This window comes from Cetobacterium sp. (assembly GCF_051653945.1).
GTDB lineage: Bacteria > Fusobacteriota > Fusobacteriia > Fusobacteriales > Fusobacteriaceae > Cetobacterium_A.
The window spans coordinates 29,009-52,707 of sequence record NZ_JBOFXD010000029.1 but is presented as its reverse complement, the minus strand read 5'-3'; the positions used below and the strand labels follow the sequence as shown (position 1 = coordinate 52,707).

Genomic DNA, 23,699 nt, shown 5'->3' with positions numbered 1-23,699 from the left:
ATAACAATATAAACAATATATAACAATATAAACAACTATAAACAATGTAATTTTTTATACTTTATACTATTTAATAAAAAATAAACACTTATTAGTGAGGGTAACTTTAAAAATATTTAAAATTATATGATTTATTATTAATTAAAAATATTTAACAAAAAATAAAAAAACCAAGAAAATTATACTTTTCAAAAATAAAACTTCTTGGTTAAAATCTATAATGAATGTTTCCTAAAACTAATTTTATTATAATTTCCTTATATAATAAAAAACCTTCCTTTTGGGGAAAAGGAAGGTTTTTATAACACGGGGGAGTGTTAAAATAAAAAGATTTAAATAAATTTGGGGGGTATTAAATTTACTTAATCATCGGTTTCGATTAATAATACCATATTCGCACTATTATGTCAATAGTGTTTTTATTTAGAAAACATTTTTTCATTTTTTTCTAAATTAGAGCGTATTAAATTTAAGTGGTTTAAAATAGAAAATAAATAAGAATATCTAAATCAAATTCAAAATTTCAAATATAAAGTCAAAAAAAACTTGAAATTTTATGCCTTTTGACTTATGATTCAAATGTAAAGTTATTATTTTTTATAAAATAATTCAAAATAGTAAAATTAAAAAAGGTGGGGTCTATGAATTTAATATTAACTAAATTAAAAAATATGGATGAACAAAATATATTTGAAATAAGAAAAAGAGAAAAAATAACAAAATCTTCCGTATATATTTTAAAAATAGATTCAAATAAATTTTTAATCTCCAATACATTAATTGAATTTTTTAAAAAAAAAGATCTGAGAAACGAAGTTTTAGAATTTACACTAGAAGAAATATCTAGATTAATAGAAAGAAAATTATCAACTAAATATGAATTTATGGGAATATATAATCCTAATTTTCCTAAAAAAGTAAAATAAAAAATTATCACTTAAAATATTCATGAAAATTATAGTATAAAAAGAAGAGGAGAAATCAATAAAATTTTTTTTCATGTAACACATGTGTTACATGAAAATTATAAAAACTAGCTTAATTAAATTTGACTTTGAGAAAAGTGAGAGCTATACTTATAATGTAGCAGATAAAGGGAGGTATTTTATGAAAAAAGTATCTGGTTTCATTTTATGCTTAATTATAATTGGGTATTATTCAGTTCAAAATAAAAAAAATCAAAAGTTAAAAAATACTAGGAATCAATTGGCATATGAATATAATGTGAAAACTAATGATTTAAATAATAAATTAATATATGAGTATAATCTAAAAGAGAATAGCTCAAATAATAAATTATTATATCAATATAAATAAAAAAAACTGTTAACAGTAATTAAAAATTGTTAACAGTTTTTTTTGAATTAACTAAAGCTTTAAAATTTCACATCAAAATATTATTATATTAGATTTAAAGATAACTATCTGAAAACCAATCATATGTCATTCTAGACTCGTTGCCAGAAGACCCTTACTGACTTTGACTACAAAGAAGATACACCTGTCAAATTGCTTTTTAACAGGTATTAAGGCATGATTTACATCAGTCTAAATTAACTATTTAAGAAAAAAACATTCAGCTAAAATTTCGATATAAATTTCAGAAGAAGTATCAACTGTAGTTAAAAACATTGTTTTTCAAAATTAGTACTATAATTTACTTATAATCTCCATCCATGAATCTGTAGAAAGCAGGATTTACCCAAATTTCTTGAGTTATAATTTTTAAGTCTGATCCTTTTTTCATAAAATCAATGAAAGCTTTTGAATTTTTAGGAAGAGTTAGAACATTAGCTTCAAAATCTCCATTTTTAACTAAATGAGATATTAACATTTGATATCCCTCAATTTTATCTGTTTGTATAAATGGTTGCCACCATGATTTATAAATCAATCCCTCTTGATCTTTAGAATCTTTTTTTGCGTAAAGGTCAATAAGTTTTGTAAATTTAATTTTATCATTATTATTTGAGAATTGAAATTTTAAATCGTACTCTGTAGGAGTAACAACAATTTTTCCATCTTCTAAAATAATGTGAGTATAGTTTGGAGCTCCCCAATTTGGATTGTGTAAGAAAGCAGAGGTTTTAGGTTCTAGTTGAACTTTAGCATCAATACCTTCACCCTTTAAAAGAGCTATTAACTGTATAGCGTGTGTGACATCATTATGGCCATAGCTTACTGAAAGGTTTTTATCAAAATTAGCATAGTTATTGATATTTTTTAGATTATAGCCAGTCATAAGTCCATTAGCTAAAGCTACATTTAATTTTTCAAGTAAAAGATCATCTTTTGCAGGAACAACATTATTCCATTTTACTAAAACTTTTTCAAAAATATTTTTATCAAAAATATTTCCTAAAGAGTTTTCATTATTATCTAAAAAATCAAAAACATATTCTGTAATAGTTGAGTAATTTTTTTGGTTAAGCATTTCCACTGAAGTTATATTTAAATCAACTAGAACTGCTTTGTGTGAAAGATCTTCAGAAGATTCAGTTTTAATATTTTTATAACCTTTTAAACTTTTTTCAATTTTTTCTTTTGGATAAGTTTTTGCTAACTCTTGAAGTTTTAATTTTTCAATAGCTGAACTAGGTTCAGTAGCAGAAAAAGCTGTTAGATTTAAAAGTATAAGAGTAAGTAAGATTTTATTTTTCATTTTATTGTCCCTCCGAATTTTAATTACATTTGTGTAAGCATATTCATTACAATTTTAGCAGAGTTATCAGCTGCAATTGTAACAAAGTCATTATAATTCATGTGAGCACTACCATCAGCTTTGTCAGACATTGATCTAATAACTACAACAGGAACTTTGTATAAATTTGCAACATGAGCTACAGAGGCACCTTCCATTTCAACAGCCCATGCGCCAAAAGTTGTTTCTAGTGATTGAACAGTAGCTTTATCAGCAATAAATTGGTCCCCAGTAGCAATTGTACCAATATACACTTTATTTTTTCCTAAAACTTTTTCTGCGGAGTTCTTTGCAATTTTAATTAAAGTTTCGTCAGCTGAAAATTTTGTATCTATTGAACCAGGAACAGCACCTTTTTTAGTTCCAAAAACTGTAGTATCATAGTCGTGTTGAACTAAATAATCAGAGATAACTACATCTGTTATATTAAGATTATTATTAATAGCTCCAGCCACTCCAGTAAATATGATTTTATTTACATCATACTCTTCCATGGCAATAGTTGTTGACATAGCAGCATTTACTTTTCCAATTCCAGATTTAAAAACTACAACATCTTTGTTTTCTAATTTTCCTTTATAGAATGTAATAGAAGCTTTCTCCTCTTTTTTTACATCTTTCATTTGAGAAAGTAAAATTTTAATTTCAGAGTCCATTGCTCCAATTATAGCTATTCTTTCAGCTAAAGTTAAAGTAGATGTCAATAGTGTTAAAAGTAGTGTAAGTTTTTTCATTAAATTCTCCCCATTAAGTAATTTTATAGAAAATAAAAAAGAGCATATAAATCCTATGGGAATACATACTCTCATTATTAGCGATTATATTTATCCCTCATAGAGAACTATTTACGGTAGTTCGTAGAAACTCTCGGCCAATCCCAAGTATATATGAGTTTAATTGTGATTTTTATAACTTTTTTTCCTAAGAAAATGATATCATAAGTTTTTTAACAATGCAATAAAATAATATTTTTAAATGTTGAAATTGGAGTATAAATACATTAGAATTAAGATATATTATATAAAACAGATATATTTACTGCGAGGGATTGTTAAAAAGGAAAATAAGTTATAGAATAAGTTAGTTAGAAGAGAGGGGGAGATTACTATAAACAAAATGATTCTAATTTCCATATACATTTTATTTTTATTTACAATTCATGCTTCACCAATTGAGTTTGAAGATAAAAGTATAATATTAAAAAATGATTTTTATAGTATTGAAGCAGTTCAGATAAAAGAGAATAAAATAAAAATATATAAAGAGATTTCTAAAGAGCTTGGGCTTCAAATTAAAATCAATTTTGATGAAGACGAAGTTCCTCAAGAGATTTTAATTTTAGATGGCGGAGAAGAACTATCAGTAACGATAAAAAATTATGAGATTGAAAGTTTATATTTAAAAATGGGAGATACTAAAAAAGCGGTTCAAAAAGATGAAATTGATACAACTATTGTAGAAAATATAATGGAACAAATAAAATCGCCGTTTTTTATAGACGAATTATGGTATAGAATTCAAGAGAGGGAAAGAGTTGAAGAAAAATAATATGTTTTTAAAAAAAATCGAACTAAGTAGTGAAGAAGGCTATTACTCAATATATTATTTAAATAATAATGATGAGATAGAGTATTTAAATATTTCTTATAATAGTTTTATTAGTAGAGATGAAGATGAATATAAATATATAGAGTATTATTTAGATAATGAATATGCTTTAGAGTATTGGGAATTTTCTTTAGAGAATGTGGGAGTTATTAGAAGTATTTTTAATGAATCCTCTTATGAAGATATAACTTTTGATATAACTGATAAAAACATAATAAAGATAGAAGTTTTTGAAAACGCGACAAATAACTTAATGTCTCAGAGGATTGTAACACCTAGCGGATATAATACTCTTGTTATTAATCCAGCTTTAAAGGAGTATTGTGTAGAAACTTTTGAATTTGTAAAAAATGGATATCGTTATCTTTATAATGAAAAGGACATTTTACTAGAAGAGCAGGAGTATTCTAACGGTGAGATTGTTGGAACTTCTAAATATTATTATGAAGATGGAAGTTTAAAATTTTTAACAAATTTAAATCAAACAATAGAGTTTTACGAAACAGGTGAATTAAAAAGTAAAGTATATAAATTTAAAAAGTTTTCAAAAATTGTAGAATACTACTTAAATGGAAATTTGATGAGTATAGGAACTCTTAACAATAATAATGAATATGTTGGAATGGGATGGACTTTTTATGAAAATGGTCAACTTAAAAAAATATGTTCATATGTGGATAATCTAATTGATGGTGAGTATAAAGATTACTATGAAAATGGAGTTTTGAAAACTGATAGTTTTTATATTCTAGGAAAAGAAAATTGTGAGTTTAGAAGTTTTTATAACAATGGTCAGGCAGAATGTATTATAGATTTGGAAGATGGAAAACGTTGTGGACAGTTTTTAAAATACTATAAGTCTGGGAAATTAGAGGATGAGACTTATTATGCTAATAATGCTCCAATAAGTGATTCATACCTTTACTATGAAAGTGGAGGTTTGTATGCTAAGTTGTCTTATGAAGATGGACTAAGAGTTGGAATATCTCAGTGGTTTTATGAAACAGGAGAGTTACAATCAATTAGTAAATATGATTTAATTGATGGATGTTCATATTTAAACTATTCCAAGTCATATTATAAATCGGGAGCTATAGAGAGTTACATTCAGTGGGAGGATGCTCTTTGTGAACATAATCAAGAGGACTATTCATACAATATTATAAGAGGATATGAAAACTTAGATATTTCTTATTATGAGAATGGAAATTTAAGAAAAAAACAGAAAATAGTTGGAGAAAATAAATATTCAATAGAGCGTTATGATGAAAACGAAATTCTGACACAAAAAGGAACTTTCTTTAGAGATGAAAATGTTTTCTATTGGATAGGAGAGCTACGGACATTTAATCAAAATAGATCTCTAAAAATAGTGACAAACTATTCAGAGGACGGAAAATTTATAGATACACAAAACTATCTCAATGAGATTTTAGATAGTACTACAATTTATTTATCAGATGAAAAGGTATATAGATTTATAAGTTATTATCTCAATGGAAATATAAGGGAAGAGGGATATTATATTTACGAAGATAACTATAATAACGATATCTCTTGGATAGGAAATCATAATTTTTATTCAGAAGAGGGAAAATTAATAGAATATGAAAAATAAGATAGTAAATATGGGAAGTTTCAGAAAAGGGAGAGTATAGATGAGTAATTATATAAAATCAAATCAAAAAAATAAAGATTTTTTAGAAAGCAATGAAGAAAAATTATTAAAGTATATTGATAAAAAAGGAGAGTACTATCTAAATATTTTTAAAGGACCAAAAAATAAAACTAATTTTTGTGCCCTATTTCTAGGTCCATTATGGATGGGTTATAGACAAATGTATTTTGAAACTTTTATCGTTGGTTGTTGTGTTACTCTATTAGGTTTTTTAGCAATGATGTATGAGTTTTTTTCTTTAACAGTTATCTCTAACTCAACTATTAGAGGTTTAAATTATGCTTTAATGGGACTGATGGGATTTTTTGGTAACTATATCTATTTTTTATCTTTAAAAAGAAGGATAACTAAAGGTGATGAAAAAATAGGAGTTTCAAAAATAGGAATCTTATATGGATTTATTTTAGGTGTTTTAATGCCAATGGCTATTGCAGGAGCAACTGGAGTTATTTTAATGCTTTTATTAGGGGATTAGTATGAAAATTTCAAATAAAAAATTAATAATAGGAATTTGTATAGCTATTTTTATATTTTTAACATCTTTTACATCTAAAATTAAAAGAAGAGAGGGATATATAGGAATATATCCCTCTCTTAATTTCAAGATGAATAGTAATAGCACAGAGGGGACTTTATATGTTGTTATTGGAATGACTTTGGGACCTTTAGCAATTCCTATATACATGGTGGATAGAACATCGTCATTTATATATGATACTATTTTTTTTCCTATAGATGTATACAGAGATTATAAAGCTAGTAATGGAAAATTTATTGAATATTATGAGGAGGAGTTTAGAGTTGAGTGGATTGGAAGAGGAAAAATAAAGCCACTTTATACTGACAAAAAAAGATTGGAATATACTTTAAAAAATGGAAAACATGTAGGTGAGTATTATGAATATTTTGAAGATGGAAGTATCAAAGAGTTTTCCAATTGGAAAAATGGAGAGTTAGATGGAGTGAAAAAGACATATTATTCATCTAAAGAGATTCAAACAGATGAGATGTGGAAGGATAATCAATTAATCTCTTTAGTTTATTATGGTTCTAATGGAAAAATATTAGCCAAAATTTCAAATGAAGTACCTTTAAATATATTTTTAAAAGAAGAGTATGAGTATTTAAAAGATGTTACAATAGTTCAAGTTTTAAAATATGATTCTCCAATTATATTTGATATTAATGAAGTTAATAAACTTGGAAATGGAATATGGATAAAAACACAAAACTTTAAAAATAATAGATTGGTTTACGAAGTTATGGATACTTATGTTGATGATAAAAGAACTGGCTTTAAAGAGATTGAGTATTCAGAAAATGGAGATATTATTTATCAATGTATTTTAAGTGAAGAGGAAGAAAACGAATTATATAAAAAATTTTATAAATCTGATAATTAAATAACAATTTATAGAAATGAGGGGAAATGGGAGAGCTTTTAATAATTACATTTTTTATTATTTTGTGTTATCTATGCTATGTTTATGATAGCTTTTATTCTGAACCAGTTACTAAGGAAAAATTAGAAAGTATTAAAGAAACTAGAGAGATTTTATCTAAAAAAGATTTACTTTTATTAAATGGAATTTACAAAAATATATTCTTATTAAAAAATAAGAGAACTGTAACTATTTTAGAGGGGAAGGTGAAAAAAAAAGATAGAAGCTTTCGTGGGAAATATGGGATTAAGTACACATATCCTTTTGATTATATTAATGATTGGAAAATAAATATTTTTAACACTTACTTTATAAATAAAAATGAGTTCTTTTTAAAAGAAAATGAAGTTGTAACTTTAAAAGGAGTTGTTGCTTTAGGTAGTTTTTATGTTATTGAGATAAATGGATTTAATATTTTAGATTATGTTAAAGAGATTAAAAGTTTTCCAAGTGAAAGAGATAAAACCGATCCAATTTTTAGCAACATTATTTTATCTTTTATACTTTTATTTGTTGCTTTTTTTAATCCTTTTTCAAAACTAACAACTATATTCACTTCGGTTGTTGTGGGATGTGCTATTGTTTTCAATCTAAGAGGCATAATTTTTTCAAAACTATATAAAATTGGAAATAAACTATGTAAGATAGAGTACTTTCCAACTTTTTCAATAGATGATGTTATAACTAATGGGAGATTGACTACAAGAGTTAGTCGTCTTAGATGTATTGAAATTTTGATTTTTGCAACTTTAATAGTGAGTTTAATTTTTTCATTTAAAACTTTTAGAATCTATGGCGATGGATTACATAGATATACTAGAAAAGAGATAGTTATTGAAAAAAGTAAAGAGTATGATTTTTCAGATTTTGAAATAGGGGACAAGTTAATTTTAAAAAAAGTTCAAGCTATGTCAAATAATTCGGCTGATATAATTTATATTTTAAAAAAAGAAAATCCAAGTGAAGATGAGAAAATAGTTACCCTACTTGAAGAGCTTCCACTGTACCCTTTGAGAAGGGATAATGTTATTCAACTGAGTGATGTTTATAATTTTTATGAAAAAGAGATTGAGTTTTTAAAAGAGCATAGAGAGATTAGAAAAAATGATTTTATGTTTAAAATAGATTTGATGCCTGAAAATATAAGACGTTATTATAGTCTTTCAAATGAAGGTGTCAGTTATGATTTATTAAAAAGAAATTCAAAACAAATTTTAAAGTTTATAAATGGAACGGAGTTTAGTGCAGCAGGGATTATCACGAAAAAAAATAAAATGACTGAAGTAATAACTTTAGATGCCTCTAAAAAAGATTTTAGTGAAAAGGAGTTTCAAAATTTAAGAGTGATGTTTAAACTTTATATTTTAATCACTCTGTTATATCTATATCTATTTTTTACATATCTCTATAAGTATTGGTTTATAAAAAATAGATTGGAGAACACTGAAGATATTTAGGAGAGATAGATGAAAAAAAAACGTGGATTTAAAATTATTTTATTTGGAACTATTGTCTTTGCTTTTTTTAAAATTTTCCTCGGTTATGAAAAAAATCCGCCTGAGATTTTTGGAGATACTATCCGTTGGAAAGGGAGTACCTACATTATCTCTCAGGGAGGGCATAAAGAGGGAGAAGGAATAGCCAAGGGGGATGGATTTTCCCTATTTAGTGTAGGAGATCCAACTGAAACTTTTATAGTTTACAGATCTTTTTTAGATAATGCACTTTATGTAAGGGAGGATTCTAAGGTACCTACAGAGGGAAAGATAACTAAACTATCTTGGGGATATAAAATTTTTACTGATAAAGAGTTGTGTGATGCTATTTCGAAAATATTGGAAGAGAGTAAAAATTTAGAAATAAATAGATATGAATCAGAAGATCCACTTTTTAGATTAAAACCAGGTCTAGTTATGAGGAACTTATATGTTGCATATGAAGATACATATGTTCCAACTGAATATAAGGGAGAGATAGGAGTTATTAATGGGAAGTGGGCAATAACAACTAGTAGGGAAGAGGAGATTGTGAAGAATAAAGTTCTATATAAAGCTAATTATATTTTTATTCCAGAAAACTATGTGAATGTTTTAGAAGACTACTTAAAAATAGGGGTGTAGTATGAATAAATTTTATTATAAACTTTTAATACCTATGATTTTTTTGTTTCAATTAAATTTATATGGAGATTCAATCCACAAAGATTTAGAGTTGGAGTTGTATAAAGATAAGACAATTAGAATTAATGGAGTTTTAAAGTTTGAAAAAAATAAAAATAGATATGATGTTATTTTTGAAATACCTGAAGAAAATTTGAGTACAGTTTTAGACACTTTAAATATGAAAAAAGAGATTAAAAGTGTCTTTTTATATGACCTTAACAAAGATAATATTAAAGAGATATTTGTTATTTATAATGAAAATAATAAAAACTCTTTAGAGGGGTATTCGTTAGGGAATTTATATATGGGAGGGAATGAGTATGAAGGCGAGGAAGTGATAGACTTTTTTAAAACCCTTAATATTGCTACATCTCAAAAGTTAAATAAAAAAATTGAAAATATTCAAAATTTCAATGCTAGTTTAGCTAAAAAAGAGTTAGAGCAGCTAGTACCTTACTATAAAGTTGTAAATTTTAATGATTATAATATTTGGGATGTTTCAAAACGAGTGGGAAGAGATGAGTATAATAGTAAGGCTTATCTCTATCAATACGAACTTATTCCTCAAGATTATGAAAAATTTGATCTCCAAAAATACTTTAAAATCTATTCACTTGATAAATTGAATTTTATAAAAAATATCGGAAGTAGCGTGATATTTAGTGATGGGAATTACTATTTTCTTTTTCAGATTCAAAGATTGGGACTAATAACTTTAGAAGAAGTTTTTCAAGGGGAGATATCAGAGAAAAGTATTCTAAGAAATGGAGAATACTTTAATGAATATGAAAATGGAAATTATGAAAAGAATAGTAAAACTGGAATTTGGAACTCCTATGAGTATTCAGAGGAGTTAAAGCGTTACCTTCCTGTGAAAAAATATTTTACCAGTGGAGTGCTGAGTAGAAAAGATGTTCTATATAGAAGATCAGAAGAGCTTCATACATTTTCTTCAACATCTTATAACTCTAAAAATGAAGTAGTGGAGATAAAATATTTTGAAGAAAATGGAGAGGTATCACAAGTTAAAACTTACAAAGACTCTATTTTGGAGAAAGTTGTAAACTATTCTCACTATAAAAGAGAGTATTCAATATATGATAAATTAGTTAATCCCAAAACTGGATATGAGTATTATAAAGCTCGTGAGTCTTTAACACAGTTTAAAGATTTAAATCTTTTAGATGCAAAATTGGAAACTGAGGAGCTTAATCTGTATTCTCTAAAGAACTCTAATAATAAAGAGATTTTTATAGTATTTCAAAACTACTCTCCTGGAAAAACTTCTCAAGATGGGATTCGTTGGTATGAAGACCCACTTAAATATTTTGGAATAAAAGAGATTTTTTATGGAAAGAGAAAAAATGAAAAAATAAAATCCTATGAAGATATAGTCAAAGATGGGTACTTTGAAGAGTTTAATTTAGGATTTTTCCCAGGAGCAGCTTCTATAACAGGATCACCATGTAATATAGAAACTGTTATAAAAAGTGGATATTTTGAAAATGGATTGGAAAATGGAGTTTGGAAAAACTATGATTCTTCTAGAGGAGATTTAATATCATCTTTTAATTACGTTAAAGGAGTATTAGAAGGACCCTATGAGATATACTTTTCCAATGGAGCTCTAAAAGAAAATGGAGAGTATAGAGATGGGATAAAAGTTATTTTGTGGGAAGCTGGACCACAATATTGGCCATCATATTAGTTAAAATAAAAATTGTATTTGCTACCTCCTCAATGGATATTTTAAAGTTTTATTCGATAAGAATACAAAGTTTCTTTCTTATAAATTATTAAAGAATACAAAAGCAAAAGGAAAATTAAAGATAGAACGTAATAGATTAGTTAGAGAGATTAAAAAAAGAAAAAATATTCAAATAAAGTCAGTTTAATAAAAACTCCTGAGGTGACAGATGAAAAGAAAATTTAATATTTTAAGATATATTGGACCAGGATTATTAGTTACGGTAGGATTTATAGATCCTGGAAACTGGGCTGCTAATATAGCTGGAGGAAGTGTATTTGGCTATGATCTTTTGTGGGTAATAACTTTGGGAACGATAACATTAATTATTTTACAACATAATGTAGCTCACTTAGGAATTGTAACAGGAGATTGTTTGGCAGAATCGATTAAAAAGAATTTTAATCCTGTAGTTTCTAAAGTTATTTTATGGAGTGCAATTTTAGCTAACATATCAGTTTCTTTAGCTGAAATTTTAGGAGTTGCAATAGCTTTACAGATGTTATTTAAAATTCCAATTTGGCTTGGAAGTTGTATTGGAGTTACTATTTCAAATATAATGATTTTTACAAATACTTATAAAAAACTTGAAAAATTTATAATAGGATTTGTATCTATAATAGGATTTTCTTTTATATTTGAATTAAACTTGGTAGAGGTAAATTGGGAGAAAGTTTTGGTAGCATCAGTTGTTCCAAATTTAAATCCATCTTCAATTTTAGTGGCACTTGGAGTTTTTGGAGCTATTGTTATGCCACATAATTTATTTTTGCACTCAGAAATAATTCAAAGTAGAGAGTGGGATTTATCCAATGAAAAAGTTATAAAAAGGCAGTTTAGATATGAGTTCTTCGATACATTTTTTTCTATGATTTTAGGTTGGATAATAAATTTAAGTATGTTTGTACTGAGTATAGCTTGTTTTTACTATAAAAAAATTGAGGTAACAGATTTAAGTCAGGCTCATGAATTATTGATTCCATTATTGGGAAATAAGGCTGCATTAATATTTGCTTTAGGCTTGTTTTTCTCTGGGTTTTCTTCATCAATTACAGCGGGGATGGCAGGAGGAACAATCTATTCTGGAATATTTGGAAAAAATTATGATATAAAGCAAAAAGAAACAGTTCTAGGAGTATTAATAACTTCCTTAGGGGCTCTATGTGTTATATTTTTAGTTAAAGATGTATTGCATGCTTTAGTATATTCTCAAGCAGTTTTATGTTTTCAACTACCATTAACAATAGCATCACAGCTTTATTTAACATCTAACGAAAAAATTATGGGTAGATTTAAAAATACTATTTTAATAAACGTTTTAATACTGAGTATTGGTCTTATTATAACAGGTTTAAATTTATACCTTTTTATCAAATAGAAATTACAAAAAAGTAAAGGAGCCTCTGGGGGGATAGAGGCTCCAATGGGGGATTAAAATTATTTTACTTTTAACACTTTTTATAATATTTAGACCGCAGGTTTTATAAAAAAGTTTTAAAAATTATAAATTTTTGTTAAAATTTCAAAAATGTTACTTTTTTAATTTAATATGTAACAATTTTTTCCATTTAATTTAGCTTGGTATAGTAGCTTATCAATTTCAGTATAGTTTTCCAGATAACTTTTATCTAAATCTATTTTTTGAGCACCCACACTTATTGTAAGATTGGGCTCTAAATTTAATTCAGAAAGTTTTTCTAATATCTCTTTTAAAATATTATCAACTTCTTTAAAGTTTCGATTTATTAATCCAGCAAATTCATCTCCTCCCAGTCTAAAAAATGTACTTTCAGGATAACTATTTAAAATTTCACCTAAACTTTTCAAATATTGATCTCCCTTTGCATGACCATAATTATTGTTTAAATCTCTTAAATTATCTAAATCAATTAAAATAAGATAATACTCCTTAGATTTTTTATTGTAAATACTGTCAATCATTTTTAAAAATTTTCTTCTGTTGAATAGTTCTGTTAAAGAGTCAATTTCTGCAAAATGCTGTTGTTCAAGTTCTTTTGTAATATCTTTTGCTACTCCTAAGATTCCTCCATCAACGGCTTCTTTTAAAACTTGGAAGCTACGGTCACCGTAAGTTTCTATACCAACATAAGAACCTTTTTCTAAAGTATTTAAATCCCCTTTGAGACATTGGTGATATAGATGTTCAGGTAATAACTCTTCATCCAGTTTTTCATAAATCTCTTCTTTTTTTAATCCAAACATCTTTGTACAGCTTTCATTGACATATTTATATTTAAAGTTTGCATCCTTGAAAAAAATAAGATCATTGGCTTTATCTAAAAGTTTAGCCAAATATCTTTTCTTTTTTTCATCTTCACTTAGATTAAAAAATTCAATAATTATATATTTATCCATTTTATAGATTCTACAATTTGACTTCATTGTATTTTTTTTAGAATGGAATTTAAGATCATATAAAGTTTGTGTTTCTCCAGTTTTTATAACTTCTTCAATTTTTAAATTGATAAAACATTTTGGACAATCTGGTGTTTTTTGACATTCAAATTCATCAGTTATTGTGTGAAGACACTTTAAATAATTTCCTAATATTTTATTTTGTCCCAATCCATAAGTTTGTTCTATTTTTTTGTTAGTATATAGAACTTTTCTTTGTAAGTTTAAAATTATAAATCCGTTTTCATTTTGTTCTAATATTTTTTTAAAAATCAAATCTTCTAACAAGTACTTCCCTCCAAATAAAAAAGCTACAGTTATTATACTGTAGCTGGCTACCATTTTACAGGCCCTATAGTTTTGCGTCCTATAATTTCTTATAGTTTGCCGAATATATGAATCTCTTTGTAATATTATACCCTATTTTAGTATTATTTTCCATGATTTTTATTTATTTTTAGGTTTTCTAAAAAAATTTGATTTTTTATAAAATTTTTTATATTATATGATTTAGCATATTTTTTTAAAAAAGGAGAGTTTAAAATGTTTAAAGTGAATAGTGAAAAATGTATAAGTTGTGGAGCATGCATAAAAGATTGCCCTGTTAGAGATATCGAATTTATTGAAAAAAAAGCTTCAATAAAAAACAGTGCTTGTGTTAAGTGTGGACATTGCATTGCTATTTGCCCAACAAAAGCTATTTCTACAGATGATTATGATATGAATGAAGTAATTGAATATAACAAAGATGATTTCGATATTGAATCAGATAATCTTTTAAATTTCATAAAATATAAAAGAACTATAAGAAACTTTAAAAATCAAGATATAGAAAATGAAAAGATTTTAAAAATAATAGAAGCTGGAAGATTTGCACCTACTTCTGGAAATACGCAAAATGTAAAATATATAGTAGTAAAAGATAAACTTCAAGAACTTAGAAAAATGACTTTAGAAATATTAAATGATTTTGGAAAAGAAGTTTTAGAAAGCTCAATAAATAAGTTACAAATAAGATATGCTAAGATGTGGATTGAAATGTATAATGATTATATTTCAAATCCTTTAGGAAATGATAGATTATTCTATAAAGCACCAGTTTTAATAGTAGTTACATCAGAGAACCCTTTAAATGCTGGGATAGCTTCAGCTAATATGAAGCTTATGATTGATACCTTAGGATTAGGATCAGTTTTTAGTGGCTTTCTTATAAGAGCTTGTGAAAGAGATCCTAGTATAAAAGAGTTTTTAGGAATTAAGGAAAATCAAAATATAGTTTCTTGCATGATAGTTGGGTATCCTAATGTAAGATATTTTAGAACAGTACCTAGAAAATCTCCAGATATTACATGGAAATAGATTGAACAAAGAGATATATTAAATCACCTTCAAATAACTTAAAAGTTCTTAAATTATTTATAAATTTTTTAGGAAAATATAAGGCTACATTGTATAATAATCTTAATTATTATAATTTGAATTATTATAATTAAAATTATATAATATAGATGAGGTGATATTATGAATTTTATAAATAGACAAAAAGAGATGAAAACTTTAAATAGGGAGTTTGAAAAAAACTTAAGTTTCACTGTCATCTACGGTAGAAGAAGAGTGGGAAAGACAACTCTTATAAAAGAGTTTATAAAAGACAAGAAAGCTTTTTATTTCTTTGCAGATAAACAGAATGAAACGATTCAAATAAATAGATTTAAAAATCAATTGGGGGAGTACTTCAATGATGATTTTGTAAAAAAGATTGAGATAAAAGATTGGGATACATTATTTGATTATTTTATAAATAAACTTGGAGATGAGAAGTTTGTTTTAGTAATTGATGAGTTTCAATACCTTTGTATGGTAAATAAAAGTTTCTCATCTATATTCCAAAGAATTTTTGATGAGAAGTTAAAGGATAAAAATATTATGATAATTCTTTGTGGGTCCCTAATATCTATGATGTACTCAGAGGCTTTAGCTTATGATAGTCCACTATTTGGAAGAAGAACAGCTCAGATAAAGTTAAAGCCAATAGATTTTAAATATTATCCAGAGTTTTTTAAAGAGAAATCACACCATTCATTAATTGAGATGTACTCAATCACTGGAGGAATTCCAAAATATATTTTAAGTTTTAATAGAGAGAGAACTCCTCTTTGGAACATAGAACATAATATTTTTGATAGAGATAACTATTTGTACTCTGAGCCTAAATTTTTACTTCAAGAGGAAATAAACGATCTGTCTAGATATTTCTCTATTTTACAATCTATAGCTGTTGGGAATACAAAGATGTCTTCTATCTCATCACAGCTTGAGATTCCATCTAATGGGTTAACTCCATATATCTCTAAGCTTATAGAATTAGATATTCTTGAAAAAGAGATCCCTGTAACTGAGGATATAAAAAATAGTAAAAAGGCACTTTATAAGATAAAGGATAACTATTTGAACTTTTGGTTTAACTATGTTTATCCATACCAAAGTTATTTGGAGATAGAAAACTTAACCTACCCTTTAGAAAAGATTAAAACTACTTTCGACCTTTGGGTTTCAAAAGTCTACGAGGATCTTTCAAGGGAAACTTTAATGTGGGATAGTAAAATTCCATTCCCTATAAAAAACCTTGGGAGATGGTGGGACAAAAATGAGGAGATAGATATAGTTGCTCTGGGAGAGGATGAAGTTTTATTTGGTGAATGCAAGTGGTCAAATAAGCATGTGGGTTTGAGCGTTCTTTATAAACTTAAAGAGAAAGCTAAAGCTGTTAAATGGAAAAATGGTTCTCGTAAAGAGTACTATATGTTATTTTCAAAATCTGGATTTAGTGATGAACTTATAGAGGCTAGTCAAAAGGATTCTACAATTATTTTAAGTGATTTTTAAAATAAAATAGATAAAAAATCTTGTATATAAAAACGGAAGCCTTTTAAAAGCTTCCTTTTATTTTTTATATAAGGTATTTTTAATTTTTTCCCCAAACTTTTTCTAAAAATTGATCTCTACCAGAACGATATCTATAGTACTTATATCTTATAGGATTTTTTTTATAATAATCTTGGTGATACTCTTCAGCAACATAAAATTTATCAAATGGAAGAAGTCTGACATTTATCTCAGAAAAATGTCCTTCTTTTTGTATTTGATTTAAAGCTTTTTTTGCAAGATTCTCCTCATTTATATTTTGATAGAAAATAGCTGGAGAATACTGATATCCTCGATCTACAAACTGCCCATTTCCATCAGTGGGATCAACTCCCTTTAAAAAACTATGTAGCAGTTGAGAATAACTAATTTTGTCACTATCATATTTTACCTCTATTGATTCAATATGCCCTGTAGTTCCACCAGACACTTGATCATACGTAGGATTTTTTATGTGTCCACCTGAGTATCCAGAAATTACATCTACAACTCCAGGAACTTTTTCCATATCAGCTTCTGTACACCAAAAGCATCCTCCAGCTAAATAGGCTACTTTTATCTCAGCCATAGAAACTGTACTTAAAGTCATCATTGATATTAGTAAAAATTTTATCTTATTCATAAGTATTTCTCCTCAAAATTTAAATTTTTTCTTATATATTCATTACTAAAAATATTAATAAAAACCTTTAATAAGTAAAAATATTATTATTTTTAATAGATTTTATTGTAGTTGATATGATAGACATAGAGAGGACATGTACAATATCAAAATTTAATAAAAATGAGTTTAAATATTTGCAAAGATGGTCAAGATAAGGTATATTAAGTTTGAGATAAAATTAGAAAAATTTTAATTGGAGGGACGGATGTTAGATAAAAAACAGGAGTTTAAAATTAGAATTGCAAAAGAAGAGGATATAAGTTTGATTTTAAAATTTATAAAAGAGTTAGCTGATTATGAAAAATTACTTTCCGAAGTAGTAGCAACAGAGGAGATTTTGAGAGAGTCTCTCTTTAAAAGAAATATGGCTGAAGTCATAATAGCAGAATTAAATGGAAAGCCTATAGGGTTTGCTTTATTTTTTCATAATTTTTCTACATTTTTAGGGAAACCTGGGATATATTTAGAAGATTTATACGTAAAGCCAGCTTTTAGGGGAAGAGAGTTTGGAAAACAGATGTTAGGATATTTGGCTACTTTATGTGAGGAAAGAGATTGTGGAAGACTAGAGTGGTGGTGTCTTGATTGGAATAAGTCGTCTATTGAATTTTATAAAAAATTAGGGGCAGAGTCTATGGATGAGTGGACAACATTTAGAGTAACTGGTGAAAATTTAAAAAAATTATCTGAAAATTATAAAAAGATTTAAAAGCTAATAGATTCTATTTAGAAAGGAGAAGCTATATGGATGAGAAAAGATTTCAAGAACTTTTGAATAAAGAAACATTAACTCTTGAAGAAAAGAAAGAGTTAGAGGCTTTTTTAAGTGAAATGAGAAAGTGTAGTTTTAAGGGATGAAGTAATTGATGAAAGGGTCTTTCAAAATAATATTAAAACACTGAGTGTAGTGTAAACAAAGAGGCAATCTTTATCATCAAAGTTTGCCTCTTTATAAATAAGTTATATTTCCTAAAAATCTAAATTATTACCACTTTAATAGAATCGCTCCAAAAGACAGTCCCCCACCAAATCCAACTAAAATAATATAGTCTCCTTTTTTTAAAAGATTATTTTTGTTTAATTCATCCAAAGCAATAGGTATTGAACCTGCTGAAGTATTAGCATAATTTTTTATATTTATATAAAACTTCTCTTTAGGTATTTTTAAATTTTTAACAGCGGCATCAATTATTCTTTGGTTAGCTTGATGAGGTACAATATACTTTATTTCATTTAAAGATACTTTAGCTGAATTTATAACAGATGAAATAGAAGTATTTATGGCATTTATAGCGAATTTCATAACCTTTGGACCAAGCATTTCTAGTTTAAAAAATTCAAACTCATTTTTTAAATTATTAAATGGTGTTTTATAAGAAATATTTTTTAAGATTAAAGAATTTTCAGTGTCATCAATATTATCTAAAAATGTTGAGATAATTCCAGAAGTGTCGTTTATATCATAGGATAATAAAACTGAACCAGCACCGTCACCGAATACAATTGCAGTTCCTCGATCTTTCCAATCTATAAGTTGACTATTCAAATCTACTCCCACAACAATGCCTTTTTTAATACCTAAATTTTTCATCATACTTTCTGCAACTGATAAAGCATATAAAAATCCAGAGCAAGCAACATTAATATCAAATGTGATACAATGGTCAATTTTTAAAGCTTTTTTTATATTTGCAGAAACTGTTGGAATAATAGTGTCTGGTGTCATTGTGGCACAGATAATTAATCCAATTTCAGATAAATTAATATCATTTTCTTTAAGCAAATCTTGACAAGCTTCAATAGATAGAGAAGTTGCTGTTTCATTTGTAGAAATAAATCTACTAATTATACCAGTTCTATCTTTAATCCATTCGTCAGTAGTGTCTAAAATTTTTTCTAAATCAAAATTTGTAATTTTTTTATATGGAACTTTTTTTCCTGTTTTGATAATTTGTACTCTCATAAGGGCTCCTTTAGAATTTGATATTTTTTATTAAAGATTAATTTTTCTAGATAAAGGTATTAAATTATAAAGTTAAAATATTATACATGAATTAAAAAAAATAAACTATAAAAAATCTGAATTTGATGACCACGGCAATCCTTATCCAATTTTACATATGAAATTAAATAAGTAAAGAGAAGTTTCAAAAAAGGGAAAGAGCCTCTAGGGGGGAGGCTCTTTTTTAGGGGATTAAATTATATTACTACTTTATAACACTTTTTATAATATTTAGACAATAGGTTTGATAAAAAAGTTTTAAATTTAATTTATTTTTTTAATATTTTTAATTATAAATAAAAAATTATTCAGCGACCACTATAAATCTTTTAAATCTTCCCTTTGTAACAACACATCTATCAACTATTTTAAATCTAGCTTTAGCTATCATTGAATCGTGCTCTTCAAAAGAGATTAAAATTATTTTATTTGAAATTCTTCGAGCTGTATTAATTATATCTTGTTGTTCATCTTCAGAAGTATGACTAAAAAGACCATAAGGAATATCGATTATAGAACTATCATACTTCTTTTTTATGTTATGCATATCGTCATTTACAACGATAGGTTCAAATCCATAAAATTCTAAATTAATATTTGCATTTTTAGCAATATGTTTATTAATTTCATAACCCTCTATTTGATACCCAGCATCTAGTGCTTCAACTATTGTAGTTCCAACTCCACAACAAGGGTCTATAATAGTTTTTTCTTTTAAACCATTGTTAGCAATATTAACAACAGCTTTAGCGACTTTAACACCTAATGAATTAGAATAAGAACACGGTTTATTGTCATGAGCATGCCATTTATAGTTATTTTTATTATCAATACCAAATAACCATTTACCGTCAACTTTAGTTACACCAAAATTAAATTCAGGATTTTTAAAATTATGAGTACCTATAATATTCATAGAAAGTTTTTTTATCAAATCTAACCTTTCCTCATAAGAAACATTATTGTTATTATTTAATCTTACATATTCTAGTTTAAAATTATTATAAATTGTTGTATCTTTATTAATTTCAACTAAAAGCTCCTCTATAGTATCTTTCTCATACAGAATATCTAAACGAGTCTTTATAAAAGGACTATTAGATGGATTAAATTCTATATTTGAAAATAAAGTTTTTTCATCGGGTATTTTTCCAAAAACAGCTCTCATTTCTAATAGACAAAGCTCTTCTTCAAATGTTGGATAATTGACTATATACATATACTTTAAAACTTGATTCATATTTCACGTTCCTTCTAAATTTATTTTGTTAAATAAGTATAAAATATTTTATGTTAATTATCACAGTTAGTCTATAAATTTTTAAAATACAGGATTGTTTCATTATCAGACACATAGTATAAGTTGTTGTATGTATAGATTACATATAAAATATTTTGTATAAAATTAATAACATTATTTTCAAAAAATAAACATTTAAAAATAAAAAAACTTGATTTAAATTTAGATGTATGTTATACTTAAGAAGTAGTAAAGATATAGACAAGTTAATAAAAGATTTTGAAAGACTATTTTAAATGAGTACTTTTTTAGAATGTTATTATGTTGAGTTGTTTGTTACTAACAAAAAATAACGGAGGTACTTAGATGAAAGGTACAGTAAAATGGTTTAACGAAGAAAAAGGGTTTGGATTTATAACTGGTGAAGATGGGAAGGATGTTTTTGCACATTTTTCACAAATAAAAAAAGATGGATTTAAAACTTTAAAGGAAAATGAAGAGGTAGAATTTGATGTTGCTAAAGGTGACAGAGGATTACAAGCTGAGAATATTATATCAAAATAATAATATATCAAGAGTTCCATTGAGGAACTCTTTTTTTATACTAAATTTCAGAGGTGATTGATATAGAGCAAATTAAAATTGAAAAATTGGAGTTTTATATACTGAAAGTTTTAAAGCAATTAAAAACGGAAGAAGAAATTTATTCTTATTTTGAAAGGTATATTTATGGAGTCTTTACTAAAAAAAATATTAACAATCTTAACTTAAAAACATTTGATTATAAAAAAAATATTAAGAATGCAATTACACTATGGGAAATATTATATTTATCACTATGTAAATATAATATGCAAAAAAGTACTGTTTATGTCTATCTAAAAGAATTAAAATTTTAAATACTTACTTAATATAGGGTTCACTTTATTGTGAGCTACTATTTTTTATTTACTTTTATATTGTTTACTTGCGTAAATTCAAGATTTTGAATACTACCACTACTATAATCTAAAGAATAAGTCTCTTTATTATCTAAAGAGATGTAATAAGTTCGAGTATCTTTTGGAACTATAAACTCAATAATATTTTCATGTTCTTTCAGTACAATACTTTCTTTTCTAACTAAATCAGCCTTTTTATCAGCTATTCTATTATCATATGCAAAAAGTAAAACTGTTAAATTATCTTTAGGTACAATATTTCCAATAAGATTTATTTTAATTGAGTTTTCTTTTTTCTCTTCAAGACTCTTACAACCTAATAAACTGGACATTATTAAAATTAATGTTAACCATATTTTTTTCACTTTGTAACCTCCTTTTTTATAAAAGTATTATATCATATAAAATTAGAAATTTTTCAAAAAAGGAGGAGAGCCTCTCTTGGGGGATTAAAATTATATTATTACTTTTTTTTAATAAAAAATTGAATTATAAAATTTAACAAGCTCATCTTGAGTATTTTTATATAAAGAAAAATAGTATTACGAACAAAAGTTTAAAAAAAGTTATCTAGAAATACTTTAGAAAAAATGATACCATATTAAGAATAGATAAAGAGTTCGTGTCTTTTTAGACATTAAAAAGGAGAGAAAATATGAAAAGAAAATTGAGATTATTATATTTAGTTATAGTAATAATTTTGGTAGCTTCTTGCAATAAAAAGGAAAAGAGTGAGATTAAAAAAGAGGTTATTGCAGCTCAGGTAGGTGCAGCTAAAAGCTTGGATCCTCAGGGAACTAATGATAAGAGATCACTTGAAGTTATAGTCCAAGTTTACGATACTTTAGTAGAAGTAGATAAAAACATGGAGTTAAAAGATGGTTTAGCTGAAAATTGGGAATACGTCACTCCTACTAAAATTAGATTTAAACTAAAAGAAGGTATTAAGTTTCATAATGGGGATTTATTAAAAGTTGAAGATATTATATTCTCTTTAAATAGAGTTAAGAATTCTAAAATAGTTGGAGCAATTGGTGAAAGCATTGAGAGTATTGAAAAGATAGATGATAAAACTTTTGATATAAATACAAAATATCTTACGAAAACACTTTTAAAATTTTTAGCTGATCCAGGAGCTTCAATTGTGAGTGAAAAGGCTGTTAATGAGTATGGAAATAAATTTGGTCAAAACCCTGTTGGAACAGGGGCTTTCGTCTTAGAAGAATGGGTAACAGGGGACAAGATTGTTTTAAAAAGTAATAAAGAACATACTTTTAAAAATCCAAATATTGATAAGTTAGTTTTTAAGAGTATTCCAGAAGCTACAAATAGAGTTATTGGATTGGAAACAGAAGAGATTGACGTAGCTTATGCTGTTTCTCCTATTGATGCAGAACAAGTTATAAAAAATCCTAAATTGGAGTTAATGACAGTTAATCCATTGGCAATAGAGTTTATAGGGTTCAATTTGAAAGATTTAAAGTTAAAAGATGAGAATTTAAGAAAGGCAATAATCTATGCTCTAAATTCAGATGAAATATTGGGAACAGTTTTAGGAACATATGCTGAAAGTATAAATTCACCTTTAGCTAAGAATATGTTTGGGTACACGGAGAATAGAGTTAAGTATAGCCAAGATATAGATAAAGCTAAAGAGTATTTGGATAAAGTTGAAAATAAGGAGGATTTAAATCTCTCTATAACAATTCATAGTAATAGTGATAGTATGCAGATATCCCAAATAATTCAAGCACAATTAAAGGATATTGGGATAAATTTAACTATAAACCCTTTAGAGTGGGGAACTTTTATAAGTGAAACATCTAATGGAAAGCATCAGATGTTTCATTTGGGAAAAACATCACCAACTGGTGATGGAGAGGAAGCGTTAACTGTTTTCAATGAGAAGTTTATAGGAGCTCCTGGAAATAGATTTTTCTATTCAAATCCAAAAGTTAATGAACTTTTAACTTTAGCTAAAGAGGAGATTGATGATAAAAAAAGAGAGGTTTATTATCAAGAGGTTTGCCAAATAATTCAAGAGGAAGGGGTTATGGCAATCTCATTTACAAGAAAAGTTATTGCTGGAGTTAATAAAAACATATCAAATTTTGAACCACATCCAAGTGGGATGCACAGATTTTATAACGTTGGAAAAGAGTTAAAATAATTAT

At 26.3% G+C, this 23,699-nt stretch carries 22 protein-coding genes and 2 riboswitches; of the genes, 15 read left to right on the top strand and 7 right to left on the bottom strand.

The window, feature by feature from the left end:
• Nucleotides 1-641: 641 nt before the first annotated feature.
• Together ACRC8M_RS02935 and ACRC8M_RS02930 are read left to right on the top strand one after the other, a co-directional pair.
• A complete protein-coding gene (locus ACRC8M_RS02935; protein ID WP_438527777.1) occupies nucleotides 642-926 on the top strand; it encodes a hypothetical protein in 285 nt (94 codons plus the stop codon).
• A gap of 181 nt (nucleotides 927-1,107) precedes the next feature.
• On the top strand, nucleotides 1,108-1,317 hold the full coding sequence (locus ACRC8M_RS02930) for a hypothetical protein (RefSeq protein ID WP_438527776.1): 210 nt from the start codon (nucleotides 1,108-1,110) through the stop codon (nucleotides 1,315-1,317).
• A gap of 340 nt (nucleotides 1,318-1,657) precedes the next feature.
• Here ACRC8M_RS02930 and ACRC8M_RS02925 read toward each other — a convergent pair whose 3' ends face one another.
• Together ACRC8M_RS02925 and ACRC8M_RS02920 are read right to left on the bottom strand one after the other, a co-directional pair.
• Nucleotides 1,658-2,662: a hypothetical protein gene (locus ACRC8M_RS02925; protein ID WP_438527775.1), complete on the bottom strand. Its 1,005-nt coding sequence runs from the start codon at nucleotides 2,660-2,662 to the stop codon at nucleotides 1,658-1,660.
• A 23-nt stretch (nucleotides 2,663-2,685) separates the two neighbouring features.
• Entirely contained in the window at nucleotides 2,686-3,435 is a 750-nt protein-coding gene (locus ACRC8M_RS02920; protein ID WP_438527774.1) for a 5'-methylthioadenosine/adenosylhomocysteine nucleosidase, read from the bottom strand.
• Between the two features lie 80 nt (nucleotides 3,436-3,515).
• Nucleotides 3,516-3,612: riboswitch (purine riboswitch) on the bottom strand.
• A 205-nt stretch (nucleotides 3,613-3,817) separates the two neighbouring features.
• On the opposite strand from ACRC8M_RS02920, the gene ACRC8M_RS02915 reads away from it, so the two are divergent.
• The 8 genes from ACRC8M_RS02915 to ACRC8M_RS02880 all read left to right on the top strand — a co-directional run bounded on the left by ACRC8M_RS02915 (nucleotide 3,818) and on the right by ACRC8M_RS02880 (nucleotide 12,716).
• Nucleotides 3,818-4,249, top strand: coding sequence for a hypothetical protein (locus ACRC8M_RS02915; protein ID WP_438527773.1), 432 nt, complete (start codon nucleotides 3,818-3,820; stop codon nucleotides 4,247-4,249).
• Nucleotides 4,236-5,927, top strand: a complete 1,692-nt coding sequence (locus tag ACRC8M_RS02910; protein WP_438527772.1) for a hypothetical protein — start codon at nucleotides 4,236-4,238, stop codon at nucleotides 5,925-5,927. Before ACRC8M_RS02915 ends, ACRC8M_RS02910 begins: the two co-directional genes overlap by 14 nt.
• A 40-nt stretch (nucleotides 5,928-5,967) precedes the next feature.
• On the top strand, nucleotides 5,968-6,462 hold the full coding sequence (locus tag ACRC8M_RS02905) for a DUF2628 domain-containing protein (protein ID WP_438527771.1): 495 nt from the start codon (nucleotides 5,968-5,970) through the stop codon (nucleotides 6,460-6,462).
• Between the two features lies 1 nt (nucleotide 6,463).
• A complete protein-coding gene (locus ACRC8M_RS02900) occupies nucleotides 6,464-7,390 on the top strand; it encodes a toxin-antitoxin system YwqK family antitoxin (RefSeq protein ID WP_438527770.1) in 927 nt (308 codons plus the stop codon).
• Nucleotides 7,391-7,416: 26 nt separating this feature from the next.
• Nucleotides 7,417-8,886, top strand: coding sequence for a hypothetical protein (locus tag ACRC8M_RS02895; protein ID WP_438527769.1), 1,470 nt, complete (start codon nucleotides 7,417-7,419; stop codon nucleotides 8,884-8,886).
• A 9-nt stretch (nucleotides 8,887-8,895) separates the two neighbouring features.
• Nucleotides 8,896-9,549, top strand: coding sequence for a hypothetical protein (locus ACRC8M_RS02890; RefSeq protein ID WP_438527768.1), 654 nt, complete (start codon nucleotides 8,896-8,898; stop codon nucleotides 9,547-9,549).
• Between the two features lies 1 nt (nucleotide 9,550).
• Complete coding sequence (locus ACRC8M_RS02885; RefSeq protein WP_438527767.1) at nucleotides 9,551-11,299, top strand: hypothetical protein; 1,749 nt, start codon at nucleotides 9,551-9,553, stop codon at nucleotides 11,297-11,299.
• 208 nt (nucleotides 11,300-11,507) lie between these two features.
• Nucleotides 11,508-12,716, top strand: coding sequence for an Nramp family divalent metal transporter (locus ACRC8M_RS02880; RefSeq protein WP_438527766.1), 1,209 nt, complete (start codon nucleotides 11,508-11,510; stop codon nucleotides 12,714-12,716).
• A 161-nt stretch (nucleotides 12,717-12,877) separates the two neighbouring features.
• Here ACRC8M_RS02880 and ACRC8M_RS02875 read toward each other — a convergent pair whose 3' ends face one another.
• The gene (locus tag ACRC8M_RS02875) at nucleotides 12,878-14,041 is read right to left on the bottom strand and encodes a diguanylate cyclase domain-containing protein (RefSeq protein ID WP_438527765.1); all 1,164 of its coding nucleotides are present in this window, start codon (nucleotides 14,039-14,041) and stop codon (nucleotides 12,878-12,880) included.
• A 35-nt stretch (nucleotides 14,042-14,076) separates the two neighbouring features.
• Nucleotides 14,077-14,152: riboswitch (cyclic di-GMP riboswitch) on the bottom strand.
• Between the two features lie 144 nt (nucleotides 14,153-14,296).
• On the opposite strand from ACRC8M_RS02875, the gene ACRC8M_RS02870 reads away from it, so the two are divergent.
• Both ACRC8M_RS02870 and ACRC8M_RS02865 read left to right on the top strand, forming a co-directional pair.
• On the top strand, nucleotides 14,297-15,112 hold the full coding sequence (locus ACRC8M_RS02870; RefSeq protein WP_438527764.1) for a nitroreductase family protein: 816 nt from the start codon (nucleotides 14,297-14,299) through the stop codon (nucleotides 15,110-15,112).
• Nucleotides 15,113-15,274: 162 nt separating this feature from the next.
• Nucleotides 15,275-16,639 carry an ATP-binding protein gene (locus ACRC8M_RS02865; RefSeq protein WP_438527763.1) on the top strand — a complete coding sequence of 455 codons (1,365 nt, stop codon included), beginning with the start codon at nucleotides 15,275-15,277 and terminating at the stop codon, nucleotides 16,637-16,639.
• 79 nt (nucleotides 16,640-16,718) lie between these two features.
• Here the strand turns inward: ACRC8M_RS02865 and msrA are convergent, their stop codons facing one another.
• The gene (msrA, locus tag ACRC8M_RS02860; protein ID WP_438527762.1) at nucleotides 16,719-17,300 is read right to left on the bottom strand and encodes a peptide-methionine (S)-S-oxide reductase MsrA; all 582 of its coding nucleotides are present in this window, start codon (nucleotides 17,298-17,300) and stop codon (nucleotides 16,719-16,721) included.
• 247 nt (nucleotides 17,301-17,547) lie between these two features.
• Between msrA and ACRC8M_RS02855 the strand changes: the two genes are divergently transcribed.
• The gene (locus tag ACRC8M_RS02855) at nucleotides 17,548-18,051 is read left to right on the top strand and encodes a GNAT family N-acetyltransferase (RefSeq protein ID WP_438527761.1); all 504 of its coding nucleotides are present in this window, start codon (nucleotides 17,548-17,550) and stop codon (nucleotides 18,049-18,051) included.
• A 276-nt stretch (nucleotides 18,052-18,327) separates the two neighbouring features.
• Here the strand turns inward: ACRC8M_RS02855 and ACRC8M_RS02850 are convergent, their stop codons facing one another.
• Both ACRC8M_RS02850 and ACRC8M_RS02845 read right to left on the bottom strand, forming a co-directional pair.
• Nucleotides 18,328-19,305, bottom strand: a complete 978-nt coding sequence (locus ACRC8M_RS02850) for a beta-ketoacyl-ACP synthase 3 (protein ID WP_438527760.1) — start codon at nucleotides 19,303-19,305, stop codon at nucleotides 18,328-18,330.
• Nucleotides 19,306-19,648: 343 nt separating this feature from the next.
• On the bottom strand, nucleotides 19,649-20,584 hold the full coding sequence (locus ACRC8M_RS02845; protein ID WP_438527759.1) for a TRM11 family SAM-dependent methyltransferase: 936 nt from the start codon (nucleotides 20,582-20,584) through the stop codon (nucleotides 19,649-19,651).
• Nucleotides 20,585-20,950: 366 nt separating this feature from the next.
• Here ACRC8M_RS02845 and ACRC8M_RS02840 point away from each other — a divergent pair, with 366 nt between their 5' ends.
• Nucleotides 20,951-21,148, top strand: coding sequence for a cold-shock protein (locus ACRC8M_RS02840; RefSeq protein WP_438527758.1), 198 nt, complete (start codon nucleotides 20,951-20,953; stop codon nucleotides 21,146-21,148).
• A gap of 373 nt (nucleotides 21,149-21,521) precedes the next feature.
• Here ACRC8M_RS02840 and ACRC8M_RS02835 read toward each other — a convergent pair whose 3' ends face one another.
• On the bottom strand, nucleotides 21,522-21,890 hold the full coding sequence (locus ACRC8M_RS02835; RefSeq protein ID WP_438527757.1) for a hypothetical protein: 369 nt from the start codon (nucleotides 21,888-21,890) through the stop codon (nucleotides 21,522-21,524).
• Nucleotides 21,891-22,180: 290 nt separating this feature from the next.
• Here ACRC8M_RS02835 and ACRC8M_RS02830 point away from each other — a divergent pair, with 290 nt between their 5' ends.
• Nucleotides 22,181-23,695 carry an ABC transporter substrate-binding protein gene (locus ACRC8M_RS02830; RefSeq protein ID WP_438527756.1) on the top strand — a complete coding sequence of 505 codons (1,515 nt, stop codon included), beginning with the start codon at nucleotides 22,181-22,183 and terminating at the stop codon, nucleotides 23,693-23,695.
• Nucleotides 23,696-23,699 lie beyond the last annotated feature (4 nt).

Bases quoted from the DNA above. Each gene is read 5' to 3' on its own strand.
- ACRC8M_RS02920 (WP_438527774.1), bottom strand. From the start codon at position 3,435: ATGAAAAAACTTACACTACTTTTAACACTATTGACATCTACTTTAACT.
- ACRC8M_RS02830 (WP_438527756.1), top strand. From the start codon at position 22,181: ATGAAAAGAAAATTGAGATTATTATATTTAGTTATAGTAATAATTTTG.
- ACRC8M_RS02925 (WP_438527775.1), bottom strand. From the start codon at position 2,662: ATGAAAAATAAAATCTTACTTACTCTTATACTTTTAAATCTAACAGCT.
- msrA (WP_438527762.1), bottom strand. From the start codon at position 17,300: ATGAATAAGATAAAATTTTTACTAATATCAATGATGACTTTAAGTACA.
- ACRC8M_RS02930 (WP_438527776.1), top strand. From the start codon at position 1,108: ATGAAAAAAGTATCTGGTTTCATTTTATGCTTAATTATAATTGGGTAT.
- ACRC8M_RS02880 (WP_438527766.1), top strand. From the start codon at position 11,508: ATGAAAAGAAAATTTAATATTTTAAGATATATTGGACCAGGATTATTA.
- ACRC8M_RS02915 (WP_438527773.1), top strand. From the start codon at position 3,818: ATGATTCTAATTTCCATATACATTTTATTTTTATTTACAATTCATGCT.
- ACRC8M_RS02895 (WP_438527769.1), top strand. From the start codon at position 7,417: ATGGGAGAGCTTTTAATAATTACATTTTTTATTATTTTGTGTTATCTA.
- ACRC8M_RS02865 (WP_438527763.1), top strand. From the start codon at position 15,275: ATGAATTTTATAAATAGACAAAAAGAGATGAAAACTTTAAATAGGGAG.
- ACRC8M_RS02935 (WP_438527777.1), top strand. From the start codon at position 642: ATGAATTTAATATTAACTAAATTAAAAAATATGGATGAACAAAATATA.
- ACRC8M_RS02845 (WP_438527759.1), bottom strand. From the start codon at position 20,584: ATGAATCAAGTTTTAAAGTATATGTATATAGTCAATTATCCAACATTT.
- ACRC8M_RS02850 (WP_438527760.1), bottom strand. From the start codon at position 19,305: ATGAGAGTACAAATTATCAAAACAGGAAAAAAAGTTCCATATAAAAAA.
- ACRC8M_RS02855 (WP_438527761.1), top strand. From the start codon at position 17,548: ATGTTAGATAAAAAACAGGAGTTTAAAATTAGAATTGCAAAAGAAGAG.
- ACRC8M_RS02840 (WP_438527758.1), top strand. From the start codon at position 20,951: ATGAAAGGTACAGTAAAATGGTTTAACGAAGAAAAAGGGTTTGGATTT.
- ACRC8M_RS02905 (WP_438527771.1), top strand. From the start codon at position 5,968: ATGAGTAATTATATAAAATCAAATCAAAAAAATAAAGATTTTTTAGAA.
- ACRC8M_RS02900 (WP_438527770.1), top strand. From the start codon at position 6,464: ATGAAAATTTCAAATAAAAAATTAATAATAGGAATTTGTATAGCTATT.
- ACRC8M_RS02870 (WP_438527764.1), top strand. From the start codon at position 14,297: ATGTTTAAAGTGAATAGTGAAAAATGTATAAGTTGTGGAGCATGCATA.
- ACRC8M_RS02890 (WP_438527768.1), top strand. From the start codon at position 8,896: ATGAAAAAAAAACGTGGATTTAAAATTATTTTATTTGGAACTATTGTC.
- ACRC8M_RS02885 (WP_438527767.1), top strand. From the start codon at position 9,551: ATGAATAAATTTTATTATAAACTTTTAATACCTATGATTTTTTTGTTT.